Annotated in this window: 12 protein-coding genes; 4 read left to right on the top strand and 8 right to left on the bottom strand. The window is 65.1% G+C overall.

The features are described 5' to 3' along the window. Both NN5_RS21730 and NN5_RS21725 read right to left on the bottom strand, forming a co-directional pair. Positions 1–437 (bottom strand): hypothetical protein (locus tag NN5_RS21730; protein ID WP_157081259.1); only part of this gene is annotated, 437 nt, incomplete at its 3' end. A gap of 83 nt (positions 438–520) precedes the next feature. Next, positions 521–880: a hypothetical protein gene (locus NN5_RS21725; RefSeq protein WP_067738211.1), complete on the bottom strand. Its 360-nt coding sequence runs from the start codon at positions 878–880 to the stop codon at positions 521–523. Positions 881–1098: 218 nt separating this feature from the next. Between NN5_RS21725 and uvrA the strand changes: the two genes are divergently transcribed. After that, entirely contained in the window at positions 1099–4008 is a 2910-nt protein-coding gene (gene uvrA / locus NN5_RS21720) for an excinuclease ABC subunit UvrA (protein ID WP_067738208.1), read from the top strand. A gap of 81 nt (positions 4009–4089) precedes the next feature. Here uvrA and NN5_RS25405 read toward each other — a convergent pair whose 3' ends face one another. Next, positions 4090–4824 (bottom strand): HupA family protein, encoded by a 735-nt coding sequence (locus NN5_RS25405; protein WP_157081258.1) that lies wholly within the window; start codon positions 4822–4824, stop codon positions 4090–4092. A gap of 395 nt (positions 4825–5219) precedes the next feature. On the opposite strand from NN5_RS25405, the gene NN5_RS21710 reads away from it, so the two are divergent. Both NN5_RS21710 and NN5_RS21705 read left to right on the top strand, forming a co-directional pair. Beyond that, a complete protein-coding gene (locus tag NN5_RS21710; RefSeq protein WP_067738203.1) occupies positions 5220–5414 on the top strand; it encodes a hypothetical protein in 195 nt (64 codons plus the stop codon). Between the two features lie 610 nt (positions 5415–6024). Then, on the top strand, positions 6025–7266 hold the full coding sequence (locus NN5_RS21705) for a hypothetical protein (RefSeq protein ID WP_067738200.1): 1242 nt from the start codon (positions 6025–6027) through the stop codon (positions 7264–7266). 81 nt (positions 7267–7347) lie between these two features. Here NN5_RS21705 and NN5_RS26430 read toward each other — a convergent pair whose 3' ends face one another. From NN5_RS26430 to NN5_RS21680, 5 genes are all read right to left on the bottom strand, one after another. Next, positions 7348–7914, bottom strand: coding sequence for a septal ring lytic transglycosylase RlpA family protein (locus NN5_RS26430; RefSeq protein WP_245656653.1), 567 nt, complete (start codon positions 7912–7914; stop codon positions 7348–7350). A 96-nt stretch (positions 7915–8010) separates the two neighbouring features. Further along, on the bottom strand, positions 8011–9225 hold the full coding sequence (locus NN5_RS21695; protein ID WP_067738197.1) for an argininosuccinate synthase: 1215 nt from the start codon (positions 9223–9225) through the stop codon (positions 8011–8013). 84 nt (positions 9226–9309) lie between these two features. Then, a complete protein-coding gene (locus NN5_RS21690; RefSeq protein ID WP_174523925.1) occupies positions 9310–10554 on the bottom strand; it encodes an SAM-dependent methyltransferase in 1245 nt (414 codons plus the stop codon). 92 nt (positions 10555–10646) lie between these two features. Beyond that, complete coding sequence (locus NN5_RS21685) at positions 10647–11402, bottom strand: SDR family oxidoreductase (RefSeq protein ID WP_067738195.1); 756 nt, start codon at positions 11400–11402, stop codon at positions 10647–10649. A 315-nt stretch (positions 11403–11717) separates the two neighbouring features. After that, positions 11718–12050 carry a glycine zipper 2TM domain-containing protein gene (locus NN5_RS21680; protein WP_067738193.1) on the bottom strand — a complete coding sequence of 111 codons (333 nt, stop codon included), beginning with the start codon at positions 12048–12050 and terminating at the stop codon, positions 11718–11720. Between the two features lie 273 nt (positions 12051–12323). Between NN5_RS21680 and adhP the strand changes: the two genes are divergently transcribed. Further along, a complete protein-coding gene (adhP, locus tag NN5_RS21675) occupies positions 12324–13358 on the top strand; it encodes an alcohol dehydrogenase AdhP (protein WP_067738191.1) in 1035 nt (344 codons plus the stop codon). Positions 13359–13414 lie beyond the last annotated feature (56 nt).

Here is a 13414-nt window from a genome sequence, read left to right as displayed (position 1 = left end):
TAGTTGCCTTTGGCTGGAGGGCACAGTTTCCGGTTGCCCCGCTTGCAGGCCGCGACGATCTTTTCCCAGGCGGCGTAGTCGGCGTGGTACTTGTCGACCGCCTTCTGGTGGGCTTCCAGCGCTGCGGAATAGGCGGCGTTGTCGCGCAGTGTCTGCATCCTGGCGGCATCGACCGCGTCGTCATGCGCTTTCTGGCTGGCCGCATTGGCGTCCAGCTGCTCCTGGGCAAGGCAGGCCTGTTCGCGGTTGAGTTCCCGGCACCGGGCCACCGGATCGCCCGGCTCGGGGTCCATGTCCACAGGTGTGCCTACAGATCCGGTTTCGGTGGCGGCGGGCGCAGGCTGGGCCGCTGCAGGACATGCGGCAGGCAGGAGCGCGGCGAGGAGCAGGGCTCCGCAAGCGGACGGTACGGCGAAAGCGCGGCGCATTCGGGGCATGGCGATTATCCTGACAGAAAAGCCCGCCGGAATTTACCGCATGGCCGGTCCGTCACGCAAGCGTGCGGCACGGCCTCCGGCGGTCAGCGCGCGCAGTGTTCGTAGTATCCCGCCCGGCAGGCAGCGACGTCGCGGCGCCATGCGTCCATGGCGGATTCGTAGTCGCGGTGCGCGTCGTCGTAGGCGCGCTGGTCGGCGTCGTAGTGATTGCCCGCCTCGGCTGCGCGATAGGCTTCCCAGCCCTTGGCGTATTCCGCATCGCGCTTGCGGACATAGGCAAGCTGGTCCTCGTTGAGCTGCTTGATGATGGCCTTGTCGCGCGCGCGCGCCTCGGCCGTGCGCATGGCCGGGTCCTTCGGATCATCGGCCTGCGCGGGCGCTGAACCCAGTGCTGCAGCGAAAGCCAGCGCGCAGAGCGCCGGTGTGAAATGCGATACCCTCATGGTGTCCCGGTCCCTTTTGTCCCTTGTTCGTGCTCCTAATCCTATCCGGAAAGTCTTTGCAAAGGCGTTGCGACGAAGCGTTAAAGGGACGGTAGGAACGGTTGGGCGCTGTCGTGAGACCGCTCGGCCATTGCCTTGCGGACGCGTGCGCATATCTAGAGGGTAACGTCCCGGCGCCAGCTTGATTGGTGCGAACAAATCTGGAACATACGCTCCCCATGAGTCTCACCCACATCACCGTGCCCAAGATTTCGATCCGGGGGGCGCGCGAGCATAACCTTAAGGGCTTCGATATCGAGCTTCCGCGCGAGAAGCTGATCGTGATCACGGGCCTGTCGGGCTCGGGCAAGTCCAGCCTTGCGTTCGACACGATCTATGCCGAGGGGCAGCGGCGCTATGTCGAGAGTCTTTCGGCCTATGCGCGCCAGTTCCTGGAGATGATGCAGAAGCCCGATGTCGAGCATATCGACGGGCTTTCCCCCGCGATCTCGATCGAGCAGAAGACCACCAGCCGCAACCCGCGCTCGACGGTGGCCACTGTCACCGAGATCTGGGACTACATGCGCCTGCTCTGGGCGCGGGTGGGCATTCCCTATTCTCCCGCCACGGGCCTCCCGATCGAGGCGCAGACGGTGTCCAACATGGTGGACCGGGTGATGGCCCTGCCCGAGGGCACGCGGCTCTACCTGCTCGCGCCGGTGGTGCGCGGGCGCAAGGGGGAATACCGCAAGGAATTGGCCGAGTGGCAGAAGGCAGGCTACACCCGCGTGCGCATCGATGGCGAGATGTACCAGATCGAGGACGCCCCCGCGCTCGACAAGAAGTACAAGCACGACATCGAGGTTGTGGTGGACCGCATCGCCGTGAAAGACGGCATCCAGACGCGGCTGGCCGACAGCTTCGAACAGGCGCTCAAGCTGGCCGAGGGGCTGGCCTATGTCGATCTGGCGGACGGCAACGTGCCGGGGCGCGAGGAGGAAGGGCAGGGCAAGAACCTCAAGGGCGCCGGCCTGCCGCCCAACCGCATCGTCTTCAGCGAAAAGTTTGCCTGCCCGGTCTCCGGTTTCACCATCGAGGAGATCGAGCCGCGGCTGTTCTCGTTCAACGCGCCGCAGGGGGCGTGCCCGGCTTGCGATGGCCTGGGCGAGAAGCTGCTGTTCGATCCGCAGCTGGTGGTGCCCAACGAAGCGCTGACGCTCAAGCAGGGGGCGATCGTGCCCTGGGCCAAGTCCAACCCGCCGAGCCCCTACTACATGCAAGTGCTCTCCAGCCTTGCCGCGCATTTCGGGTTTGACCTGACGACGCCGTGGCAGGACCTGCCGGGCGAGGTCAAGGTGGTGATCCTCTACGGCACCGCCGGAAAGCCGGTCCCGCTCACCTTCAAGGACGGGCGCAAGGAATATACCGTCACCAAGCCGTTCGAAGGCGTGATCGGCAACCTCAACCGCCGCATGATCCAGACCGACAGCGCCTGGATGCGCGAGGAACTGTCCAAGTTTCAGACCGCGCAGCCTTGCGAGACCTGCGAGGGCAAGCGCCTCAAGCCCGAAGCGCTCAGCGTGAAGATCGCGCAGAGCGACATTGCGGACGCCGCGCGGCTGTCGGTGGCCGATGCCTTCGCGTGGTTCGGCGCGCTGGAAGGCAGGCTCACCAGCCAGCAGCAGCAGATCGCCAAGGCCATCCTCAAGGAGATCAACGAGCGGCTGGGCTTCCTCAACAACGTGGGGCTCGACTACCTCAATCTCGACCGCACGAGCGGCACGCTTTCGGGCGGCGAGAGCCAGCGCATCCGGCTTGCCAGCCAGATCGGCTCGGGGCTCTCGGGTGTGCTCTACGTGCTCGACGAACCCTCGATCGGCCTCCACCAGCGCGACAACGACATGCTGCTGGTCACGCTCAAGCGCCTGCGCGACCTCGGCAACACCGTGATCGTCGTCGAGCATGACGAGGACGCGATCCGTGCCGCCGACCACGTGGTGGACCTCGGCCCCGGAGCGGGCGTGCACGGCGGCGAGGTGGTGGCCGAAGGCACGCTGAAGCAAGTGCTGAAATGCAAGGACAGCCTCACCGCCCAATACCTCAACGGCACCCGCCGGATCGAGGTGCCGGCCACGCGCCGCCGGGGCAACGGCCACTTCATCACCGTGGAAAACGCGCGCGCCAACAATCTGACGGGCGTGACGGCAAAGTTCCCGCTCGGCACCTTCTGCTGCGTCACCGGGGTGTCCGGCTCGGGCAAGTCCAGCCTCACGCTCGACACGCTCCACGCCGCCGCCGCGCGCACGCTCAACGGGGCGCGGGTGATCGCCGGGCCGCACGACCGCGTGACCGGGCTCGAAATGTGCGACAAGGTGATCGAGATCGACCAGTCCCCGATCGGCCGCACCCCGCGCAGCAACCCGGCCACCTACACCGGCGCCTTCACCCAGATCCGCGACTGGTTCGCCGGCCTGCCGGAATCGGAAGCGCGCGGCTACAAGCCCGGGCGCTTCAGCTTCAACGTCAAGGGCGGCCGGTGCGAGGCGTGCCAGGGCGACGGCCTGATCAAGATCGAGATGCACTTCCTGCCCGACGTCTACGTGACGTGCGAGGAATGCCACGGCAAGCGCTACAACCGCGAGACGCTGGAAGTGAAGTTCAAGGGCCACTCGATCGCCGACGTGCTCGACATGACGATCGAGGACGCGGAAGAGTTCTTCAAGGCGGTGCCGCCGATCCGCGACAAGATGCACATGCTGAACGAAGTGGGCCTCGGCTACGTCAAGGTGGGCCAGCAGGCGACGACGCTATCGGGCGGCGAGGCCCAGCGCGTGAAACTCGCCAAGGAACTCGCCCGCCGCTCGACCGGGCAGACGCTCTACATCCTCGACGAGCCGACCACCGGCCTCCACTTCGAGGATGTGCGCAAACTGCTCGAAGTGCTCCACCGCCTCGTCGACCAGGGCAATTCGGTGGTGGTGATCGAACACAACCTCGACGTGATCAAGACCGCCGACTGGATCATCGACCTCGGCCCCGAAGGTGGCGTGCGCGGCGGGGAGATCATTGCCGCTGGCACACCCGAACAGGTGGTGCAGAACCCGCGCTCGTTCACGGGGCATTATCTGAAGCCGTTGCTGGAGAAGTGACCATTCCTCCCCGAGCTTGCTCGGGGAGGGGGACCATCCGAAGGATGGTGGAGGGGAACGGTGGCGGAGAGCTTTTAAGCCCTACCGCTTGCCCACAACAGATCCGAGAAACACCAGATCAAACTGTCCGCTATTCGGCGCGTACCGATATTCGTGGAAAACATAGCCGAATTCAGCGCCTTGCGGACCGTAGAATCCACCTTCAAATCCAGCTGCCGTCCCGGTTTCGATAACCGAAGGGACGCCGAAGAAACCCGCGGTGTTAATGTCGATGCTGGCTTGCATATTGTAGGGGCCAAGATCGACAGTGTTACCTTGACTATCTACACCGTGCAGCGAGAGATTGCTCGCCACCACACCCGTCGTGAGATCGACACTCAGCGTAGCGCTGCCACTGCTGACCGTGTAGAATTTGGTACTGCCCGAGCGGCGGTCGTAAATCACGCCGTTGATGGCGAACTGGGTGAAATTGACCTTTGACTGTGGAGGAATATCGTCCGTTCTGGTTGGGGTGCCGAGCACACAGAAAATTCGGCGGCCATCAGTACCGCCCGGACCCTGTACAAACTGCGAAAGTAAATTCGACCGGCGCGTATAGGTGAATGCAGACGATGGATTCTCAATTGTGAAGTTGGCTGCTTCGCTATCAGAACCCGCATGGTGATAGTCTATTATAGTCGTGCTCGAACTGACAAGATCGGCGGGACCGAACGTGAAATTTGGAGTGCTGTTAAGCACCGAATAGGACTGGCTTGCGCTCAAGTATGCAATAGCACCATCCCGTGAGAAGACTTCCGAGCTTCCGGAGATGGGCATGCTAATCCCATCAAGCCCTTCTGTCTGCTCGCACGCCGTTGCATATCGGCGATCACTCTGCTGATCGGCGAAGGTCAAATAGGAAGGCGTCGGCGTTGGTATGGGGGTTGGCGTCGGTGTGGAGGTTGGGGTGGGAGTTGGAGATGTCCCTGTACCACTACTTCCTCCTGATCCACCGCCACAAGATGCAAGAAGAGCCAGCGGCGCGCACGCCGCTAAGAATCGCCGCATATACAAGATGTCCCCTGTTAAATTGCAACTCGGCCGTTTAGGCTTGTTCTGGATGCTTGCAATAACAATTCAGGTTTGTTCGTAACTTTATGACCCTTGTGTGCAAAAGGCTCGATATGGACTATATATAGATAGGCATATCGCAGAGGAAACGGCAGGCACTTATGGCCTTCAAGACCTTCAAGCCTAAGCGTGAGCCCGTGACGCTCACCGAACTCGACAGGCGGATCGCGCGCCGGGCGGAAGCGCTTGCGCAGGAGACGGGGGCTGTCGAAGTACCGCGCAATTCGGGCAAGAACCGCACGGCTTCCAAGCGGGCGCTGTTGAAAGCCATCGAGGACCTTGGCGGGAAGTGGTGAGGGGCAACCTCGCGTAACACCACTTCGTCATTCCCGCGAAGGCGGGAATCCAGTGCGCAACGGCTGGATGGGTACGCGACGTCCGAAGCTGGATCCCCGCCTGCGCGGGGATGACGAAAAGGGGGGGGCGGGGATGACGAAGAATAGGGTAAGGCTTGCAAGTGGTGAGCCCAGCGTAGCCGCAAGGCACATCGCCGACAGTATGGGGAGCGCGAGGGTCCTGAGCTTGTCGAAGGGGCCCTCGCATCATCCTTCCTCCCGCCTTCAAACCATTTTCCTACAGCCCCCGAACTGCGATAGATGGTTCGTTCACCTCGGCGCCGCCGTCCGGGCCGTGCCGTGGCCTCTTCCTGCGGGTTTCCCGCTTTGTGCGAGGTGGACGATGACGGACTTTGCTGACGGTTTGGGTGCGGATGCGCCGGAACAACCATCCTTCGATCCTTCGACGGGCTCAGGACTCAGGGCGAGCGGGAATGGGGAAGGGATGGGGCAGGATATGCCGCCTGTGCCCCTCCACCACCCGGCTGCGCCGGGCGGTCCCCCTCCCCGAGACGAGCTCGGGGAGGAACGGGATCGGCCGTCTACGCGGTTTGGGCGGGGGTGGATTCCGGTGGAGCGGGATATCGGGCTGCCGGATGACGATCTGCCCATCGATCAGCGGGACGATGCCTGGTTCGCGGCGCGCTATCCGTCTTATGACGATCTCTATCAGGGGGATGTGCCGCCGAGGGCGGTGCCTTCGCCGGACGGCGTGGTCAGCGAGTGGGCTTGTCCGGCGACGGGCGGGTTCTGCCGCAAGCCGCCCGCGTGCGATGATCCGGCGTTCGTGCCGCATCATGCCTGGGACGGGGATCGCAAGGTGCGGTTTCTCCATCATCTGGCCGAGAAGGGCGATGTGCGGGCGGCCTGCGCACGGGTGGGGATGAGCCGGCAGTCGGCCTATCTGCTGCGGCGGCGCGACGGGGCCTTTGCGCAAGGCTGGCAGGCGGCGCTGGTGCTCGCGCGGCGCCATGCCGAGGAAGTCCTGGCGACGCGCGCGCTCGACGGGATCGAGGAGGCGGTGTGGTTCCGGGGCGAGCTGGTGGGCAAGAAGCGGCGCTATGACACGCGGCTGCTGCTGGCGCATCTCGCTCGGCTTGATCGCATGGCCGAGGATGCGGGGCCGTGCGAGGACCGGTTCGACGAGCTGCTGGCGATGGTCGCAGGCGAGCGGCCGGAGGCGCACTTTGTCGAAAGTGGGGCCGAAGGTGGGGCCGAGGGTGTGCCCGATGCGGTGGATGAGGACGTGCGCGTGCTCGAAGAGGACCGGGCGCTGGAGGGCTGGGGCGGGGCCCATGATCCTCTGCCGCTGCCGCCGGGGCGCGCGGCCTATGTGCTTTCCAGCGCCGAGCCCGCGTGGATCGCGGCGAACGTGGCCTGGGACGAGGCGGCCGAAGCGGTCGAGCGCGCCTATGAGGAGGCGCATGGCCATGCGCCGCACGCGGAGGACCGGCCGGGGCACTTGCCCGATCCGGTCTATCCGCCGGTGCCGCGCTATGCGCCCTTGCGGGCGGCGAGCGCGGCGCGCTGGGACGGCTGGCAGGGCTGTGCCTTCGGCCGCGTCGATGCGGCGCTGATGGGGGAGGGGGACGAGGACAGCGCTCCCATGGAGTATAAATCCCTGGCGGGGGGCGGACCGGATTTGCCTCTGGACTGTGTAAACCGTGTCAACCTGGCGACTCGTCGCTGCCCCGGAACGGCTGGGCGAAAGGCGGAAAAAGGGTGGGAACGCAAGGCGCTGTGGGCCGTTTGCAGCGGTGAAGGCCGGTACGGCGCGGCAAACACCCCCCTCGCGCGCGGCGTATCGGCCTGACCTTTTCCGGCAGGATCACAGGAGCGCGAAAGCGCGGCGCAGGGATGCTCCGTTCCGCAGGTGTGCGGAAAGGGCGGGCGATCAGTTGTTGGCGGTGTCGGTCGTCAGCACGGCGAGCTGGACGCGGCCGCTGCCCATGCGGGCAAGGCCGATTTCCTTCGCGGCGGCTTCGCTGAGGTCGATCACGCGGTTGCCGTGGAACGGGCCGCGGTCGTTGATCGTGACCACGACCGAGTCGCCGGTGGCCTCGTTGGTTACTTGCACCTGGGTGCCGAAGGGCAGGGTGCGGTGGGCGGCGGTGAGCGCGGCGGGATCGAAACGCTCGCCGCTGGCGGTGCGCGCGCCGGCCAGTTCGCGGCCGTAGTAGCTGGCCATGCCTTCGCCGATCGCCTCGAACTGCGGCGCGGGTTCGGCTACCGGGGCGATCGCGGCGGCGGGGCGCGGGGCGATGGTGATGGCGGAATCAACGGCGGCGAGCGCCAGGGTGGGAGCGTCCGTATCTGCGAGCACCGGGCCGGCGAGGGGCAGGGTGGCGGCCATGGCAAGGGCGGCCAGAAATCCGGTGCGCTGAACTGACAAAACCGACCACGCTTCGCTGTTGACGATGGCCGGGACTCCTACAGGCCGGGCTGAGGCAGGGCTACCCACGCAAAAGCGGCCCGTCGCGCTTTGGCAACGGGCCGCCTGAAAGGAGGTAAGTGATTCAAAAGATTCGGGAAGGCGTGTGCCCGTCCCGAACCGGGCTTAGCGGTCCCGCTGGGCCAGCAGACGCAGCCGCAGGGCGTTGAGCTTGATGAAGCCCGCAGCGTCCTTCTGGTCGTAGGCGCCGGCGTCGTCCTCGAACGTCACGTGGCGTTCGGAGTAGAGCGAATCCGGGCTCTTGCGGCCGACCACCGAGGCCATGCCCTTGTAGAGCTTGAGGCGGACGGTGCCGTTGACGCGGGCCTGGCTGTGGTCGATCGCGGCCTGCAGCATCTCGCGCTCCGGGGCGAACCAGAAGCCGTTGTAGATGAGCTCGGCGTACTTCGGCATCAGCTCGTCCTTGAGGTGGGCCGCGCCCCGGTCGAGCGTGATCTGTTCGATGCCGCGGTGGGCGGCGGCGTAGATGGTGCCGCCCGGCGTCTCGTACATGCCGCGCGATTTCATGCCTACGAAACGGTTCTCGACGAGGTCGAGGCGGCCGATGCCGTGCTTGCGGCCAAGTTCGTTGAGCTGGGTGAGGAGGGTGGCAGGCGACATCGCGACGCCGTTGAGAGCGACGCCGTCACCCTTCTCGAAGTCGATGGTGATGTATTCCGGCTGGTCCGGCGCATCCTCGGGATTGACGGTGCGCGAATAGACGTAGTCGGGGGTCTCTTCCCACGGATCTTCCAGCACTTTGCCTTCGGAGGAGGTGTGCAGGAGGTTGGCGTCGGTGGAGAAGGGGCTTTCGCCGCGCTTGTCCTTGGGGACGGGGATCTGGTGCTGCTCGGCCCAGGCGATGAGCGCGGTGCGGCTGGTCAGCTCCCACTCGCGCCAGGGGGCGATGACCTTGATGCTCGGGTCAAGCGCGTAGGCGCTGAGCTCGAAGCGGACCTGGTCGTTGCCCTTGCCGGTGGCGCCATGGGCCACGGCATCGGCGCCGGTTTCGTGGGCGATCTCAATCAGGCGCTTGGAAATCAGCGGGCGCGCGATCGAGGTGCCGAGCAGGTAGTCGCCCTCGTAGCGGGCATTGGCGCGGAACATCGGGAAGACGAAGTCGCGCACGAATTCCTCGCGCAGGTCGTCGATATAGATGTGCTTGTCGGGCACGCCCATCAGCTGCGCCTTGGCGCGGGCGGGCTCAAGCTCCTCGCCCTGGCCGAGGTCGGCGGTGAACGTCACCACCTCGCAGTTGTAGGTGACCTGCAGCCACTTGAGGATGACGCTGGTGTCGAGGCCGCCGGAATAGGCGAGGACGACCTTCTTGATGTCAGACATGGGCGCGACGTGCTCCACTGGAATCAAAGTGGGAAATGCGACGCGCGCCTAACAGCGCAGGGCCCGCGGTGCAATGCCGGGTTTTCACCGGCTCTGCAGGAACTGTGCCTCGCGCTGGGGCATATAACCGCGGGTGATGGGCAGGGCATGGCGGTTGCGGGCGAACTGGATCTGGTAGTTGCACATGCTCCCGCTCTCGAACGCGGCGGTCGCGCCGGCGAGGTAGAAGGTCCACATGCGGTAGAAACGCTCGTCGTAAAGGGCGGTGATCGCGTCCCGGTTCGCCACGCAGCGCTTGTACCATTCGCGCAGGGTCAGGGCGTAGTGGAGGCGCAGGTTTTCGACGTCGGTGGCGATCAGGCGGACTTTCTCGCTGGCGGCCACGGTCTCGCTGAGGGCGGGGATGTAGCCGCCCGGGAAGATGTACTTGCGGGTGAAAGCGTCGGTCGCACCGGGGCCGCCCATGCGGCCGATGGTGTGGAGCAGCATCACCCCGTCGTCGGTCAGCATCTTCGCGCAGTCACGGAAATAGCGGGCGAACTGGGCCTGCCCGACGTGTTCGAACATGCCGACCGAGACGATCCGGTCGAACGTCTCGCCGCGCGCGGCCAAGTCGCGGTAATCGACCAGTTCGAACTCGATCCGGCCCGCCACGCCCGCCGCGACGGCGCGTTCGCGGGCGAGGGCGAGCTGCTCCTCGCTGAGCGTGATGCCCTTCACCGAGACATCCGTGTGGCGCGCCAGATAGATCGCCATGCCGCCCCAGCCGCAGCCGATATCAAGTACCTTCTGGCCCGGTTCGAGCGCGAGCTTGGCGGCGATGTGGGCGAGCTTGGCCTCCTGTGCATCCTCCAGCGTCATGCCCTCGCGGGACCAGTAGGCACAGGAGTACTGCATGTGGTCGCCATCGAGGAACAGGCGGTAGAGTGCATTGCCGATGTCGTAGTGATGGGCGACGTTGGCCTTGGCGCGCGCGGCGCGGTTCACGCCGTCGATCAGAGTGACGGCGCGGGCGCGCATTTTCTTGAAGGCGGAGTTCTCCTTGACTTCGCCGCCCTTGTCCCAGCGGCTGTTGGCGCGCAGCAGCTGGATGAGGGCCATGATGTCCCCCTCTTCGAGCACCAGCTTGCCGTCCATGAAGGCTTCGGCGGCGCCAAGCCGGGGGTCTGTGAGGATCTGCCGTTCGGCCGATGAATCGGTGAAACGCAGCCGCACTTCGGGGAACCCTTCGGCGGGTGTTCCGAAGCGTCTGACGCTGCCGTCCGGTCTTGCGACTTCAAGGACGCCCTGGCGGACGCCGCGTTGCAGAAAGCGGTCTAGAATAGCCATGGCACTCAGTGGCTTGCGGGCAAAGCCCAAGGGGGAAGTCCAAGTCTAGCGGCATTCCGGCCGAAGGCCAGTCCGGGATCGTGCAAAAAACGTCATCGCCTTGCCAGAAACAGCACGTCGCGGTCCTGCGCGAGCAGATGCTGCCCGGAATCGACGAAAATCGTCTCCCCGCTGGCAAGCCAGCCCCCGGCCAGAAACAGGGCGGCGCCGGCAATGTCCCCCGGAGTGGCCTTGCGGTGGAGCAGGTTCATCCGGTGTGACACTTCGGCTTCGGCCTCGGTCTGGTCGTGGCTGGCAAGGATGGCGCCCGGTGCGAGGCCGTAAACGCGGTCTTGGGGATCGGGGCGCGCCATCGACAGCATGGGGATGGTCGCGGCCATCGCGTGCTTGCTCATCGTGTAGGAGAAGAAGTCGGGATTGGGATTGAGCAGCTTCTGGTCGGTCACATGGATCAGGCGGCGGCCCCGGGGGCTGCGGGCATGGGCCAGGAAAGCCTGCCCGATCCGGGCCGGCGTGCCGGCATTGACCTGCATGGCGGTTTCAAAAACCGCCGGTTCCAGATCCTGCGCGGTATCGAGATCGAATACGCCGGCACAATTGATCAGGACGCGCCAGTCCTCCAGCCGCTCCGCCAGCGTGGCGATCATTGCGGGGCCTTCGTTCCAGTCGTCGAGATTGCAGCTGACGATCTCGGCAGAGGGCAGTTCGGCCGCGAGGGCTTCGGCCTGTGCCCGCGAGCGGCCGTAGTGAATCACCACGTGCCAGCCCGCACCGGCAAAGGCGCGCGCGATTTCCGCGCCGATTCGCTTGGCGCCGCCAGTGACCAGCATGGCAGGCCGCGCGCTCATCGAAAGCCCGCCATCGTGAGTGCAGGTTGACACGGTTTACACAGTCCAGAGAGAGAAGCCGGGCCTCCCCTCGCACCAGCATCGTAACTTGCGGAACGGGCGGAAAAAGGAGGAAGGCTGAACTGGGACATCCCCTCCATTGGAGCATAGCGGCACGATGTAGGAAAGGGGGCTTGCCGCGATTGTGCCGGGAATGCCCCTGAGGACCGGGCGCGGACCGGGCGTGGACCGGGCGTGGACCGGGGCAGGGGTAGGAACAGGGATTGGGCGCACCGCCCGTTGGGACGGTGCGCCTTCGTCATGATGGAGAAGAGATCAGCGGCAACGCGGACGCGAGTTGTTGCGGTCCACTTCGCGGCCGAGCAAGGCACCGGCGGCCGCGCCGAGGATCGTGCCGGTGGCGCGGTCGCCGTGCGTATCGATCGAGCGGCCGACCAGTGCCCCGGCAACGCCGCCGATCAACAGGCCGGTCGTGCCGTCGGACTTGCGGCAATAATAGCGGCCATTGTCGCCGCGCCAGTAGCGGATGCCGTTGTCGGTCCGGTGATAGTGCCGTTCATCGCGGCGGTCATGCGCGGAAGCGGGCGCGGAAACGGTGGCCGGGATGGCGAAGGCCGCCATCGAGGCGGCCAGAATAGCTTTTCGCATAGGATGTCCCTCATATGTGCTTTGCTGGGTGGGGCGTGGTGACAACGCGCGTGTTTGTTCATTGATCCACAACGTCAGATGAACATTTGCGTCAGGCGCCGAATGTGCGGCGAGCGGGGTCCGGTAAGCGGTGAAACGGTTGCATCCCGTGAACCGTCTCGAATTCGGGACAGGGGAGGGCCGCCCTTGCACGGCCCCGATTGATCTTCGCCAAGTGGCCAATCTAACCAGGGAAAAGCAGGGGGGTGTCCTGAAACCAAAGGGAGATAGACGATGCCCAAGACGATGAAGGCCGCTGTGGTGCGCGAGTTCGGCCAACCCCTGACAATCGAGGAAGTGGCGGTCCCCGAACCCGGCCCCGGCATGATCCAGGTGGCGATCCAGGCCTCCGGTGTGTGCCATACCGATCTGCACGCGGCCGAAGGCGATTGGCCGGTCAAGCCGCAGCCTCCGTTCATTCCAGGGCACGAAGGCGTGGGGTTCGTCTCTGCCGTCGGCGCGGGCGTGAAGCATGTGAAGGAAGGCGACCGGGTCGGCGTGCCCTGGCTCTACACGGCCTGCGGGCACTGCAAGCATTGTCTGGGCGGCTGGGAAACCCTGTGCGAGGAGCAGCTCAACACCGGCTATTCGGTGAATGGCGGCTTTGCCGAATATGTGATCGCGGATCCCAACTTCGTTGGCCACCTGCCGGGCAATATCTCGTTCACCGAAATCGCGCCGGTGCTCTGCGCCGGGGTGACTGTGTACAAGGGCCTGAAGGTCACGGATACCAAGCCGGGCGACTGGGTGGTGATTTCGGGCATCGGCGGGCTGGGCCACATGGCCGTGCAATATGCCAAGGCGATGGGCATGAACGTGGCTGCGGTCGATGTCGACGATGCCAAGCTGGATCTGGCCCGCAAGCTCGGCGCGAGCGTTACGGTCAATGCCATGACCGAGATCGATCCGGCCGCCGCGATCAAGCGCGAGACAAGCGGCGGGGCGCAGGGCGTGCTGGTCACGGCGGTAAGCCCCAAGGCGTTCGAGCAGGCGCTCGGCATGGTTTCGCGGGGCGGAACGGTCGCGCTCAATGGCTTGCCGCCCGGTGATTTCCCGCTGCCGATCTTCGACATGGTGCTGAACGGCATCACGGTGCGCGGATCGATCGTGGGCACCCGGCTCGATCTGCAGGAATCGCTCGATTTCGCAGGCGACGGCAAAGTGAAAGCGACTGTCGCGACCGCGAAGCTGGAAGATATCAACGACGTGTTCGATCGTATGCACAAGGGTGCGATCGAAGGGCGCATCGTGCTCGATATGGCCAGCTGACCGGTCAAGCTGGCAGTTCAGGCTAAGACCAGTGTGCGATGATCGGACCCCATAGA

The organism is Novosphingobium naphthalenivorans NBRC 102051, assembly GCF_001590985.1.
Classification (GTDB): Bacteria; Pseudomonadota; Alphaproteobacteria; order Sphingomonadales; family Sphingomonadaceae; genus Novosphingobium; species Novosphingobium naphthalenivorans.
Note: the sequence above shows the minus strand (reverse complement) of the source record. Positions and strands in the feature narration are given on the sequence as shown.